Raw genomic sequence first — 1,722 nt, 5'->3', positions numbered from 1 at the left:
CATGCAGCTTTCCATCGGCGCGGAGGACGACTTCCAGGGCGTGGTCGACCTCGTGCGCATGAAGGCCATCTACTGGAACATGAAGGATCAGGGCGTCACCTATGATCAGGTCGACGTCCCGGCGGAGCTCCAGGAGATGGCCGCGGAGTATCGCGAGCAGCTCGTGGAGGCCGCGGCCGAGGGTGACGAGGCCCTGATGGAGAAGTACCTCGAGGGTGAGGAGCTCACGGTCGAGGAGATCAACCGCGGTATCCGCGCGCAGACGCTGGCCAACGAGATCGTGCCCGTGTTCTGCGGCACCGCGTTCAAGAACAAGGGCATCCAGGCGCTGCTCGACGCCGTGGTCGAGTACCTGCCGTCGCCGGTGGACGTGCCGCCGATCGAGGGTGAGCTCGAGGACGGTACCCCCGCGACCCGCCCGGCCGGGGACGACGAGCCGTTCGCCGCTCTGGCGTTCAAGATCGCGACCGATCCGTACGTCGGTACGCTGACCTTCTTCCGCGTCTACTCCGGTGTCATCCGTTCCGGCGATTCCGTCTGGAACCCGGTCAAGGGCAAGCGCGAGCGCTTCGGCCGCATCGTTCAGATGCACTCGAAGGAGCGCAAGGAGATCGAGGAGGTTCGCGCCGGCGATATCGCGGCGGCCATCGGTCTCAAGGAGGTCACCACGGGTGACACCCTCTGCGACAAGGACAACCGGATCACCCTGGAGCGCATGGAGTTCCCGGATCCGGTGATCTCCGTCGCGGTGGAGCCGAAGACCAAGAGCGACCAGGAGAAGATGGGCGTTGCGCTGGGCAAGCTGGCCCAGGAGGACCCGTCCTTCCAGGTGCGCACGGACGAGGAGTCCGGCCAGACCATCATCTCCGGCATGGGTGAGCTTCACCTGGAGATCATCGTCGACCGCCTCAAGCGCGAGTTCAAGGTCGAGGCCAACATCGGCCAGCCCCAGGTGGCCTACCGCGAGACCATCCGGAAGGAGATCGAGACGGAGGGCAAGTTCGTCCGTCAGTCCGGCGGCCGCGGTCAGTACGGTCACGTGTGGATCAAGATGGCGCCGCAGGAGCGCGGCGAGGGCTACGCCTTCGAGAACAAGATCGTCGGCGGCGTGGTGCCGAAGGAGTACATCCCCTCGGTGGACCAGGGCATCCAGGAGCAGATGGCGAACGGCGTGCTCGCGGGCTTCCCGGTGGTCGACCTCAAGGTCACGCTCTTCGACGGGTCCTACCACGACGTGGACTCCTCGGAGATGGCGTTCAAGATCGCCGGCTCGATGGCGTTCAAGGACGGCTTCGCGAAGGCGGATCCGGTGCTGCTCGAGCCCGTAATGAAGGTCGAGGTGGTGACGCCCGAGGAGTTCATGGGCGACGTCATGGGGGACGTCAATCGCCGCCGCGGCACGGTCCAGGGTATGGAGGACGGGCCGACCGGCAAGGTGATCCGCGCCGAGGTGCCGCTGAAGGAGATGTTCGGTTACGCCACGGACCTGCGGTCCGCGACCCAGGGTCGTGCGTCCTACAGCATGGAGTTCGTGGGGTATGCCGAGGCGCCGGCGAACATCGCCGACGAAGTGATCAAGAAGGCCGGCTGAGCCCTTGGCCAGTCGGGTTTATAGCGTTAACAGAATTCAGCCCAGATGAGGTGAGCCGTGTCCAAGGAGAAGTTTGAGCGCACGAAGCCGCACGTGAACGTGGGAACGATTGGTCACGTTGACCATGGCAA

At 64.9% G+C, this 1,722-nt stretch carries 1 protein-coding gene; it reads left to right on the top strand.

The features are described from left to right. On the top strand, positions 1–1,591 hold a 1,591-nt coding region (gene fusA, locus G7A99_RS10940; RefSeq protein ID WP_163140170.1), incomplete at its 5' end, for an elongation factor G. Positions 1,592–1,722 lie beyond the last annotated feature (131 nt).

It is taken from the genome of Arhodomonas sp. KWT (assembly GCF_010993615.1).
Note: the sequence above shows the minus strand (reverse complement) of the source record. Positions and strands in the feature narration are given on the sequence as shown.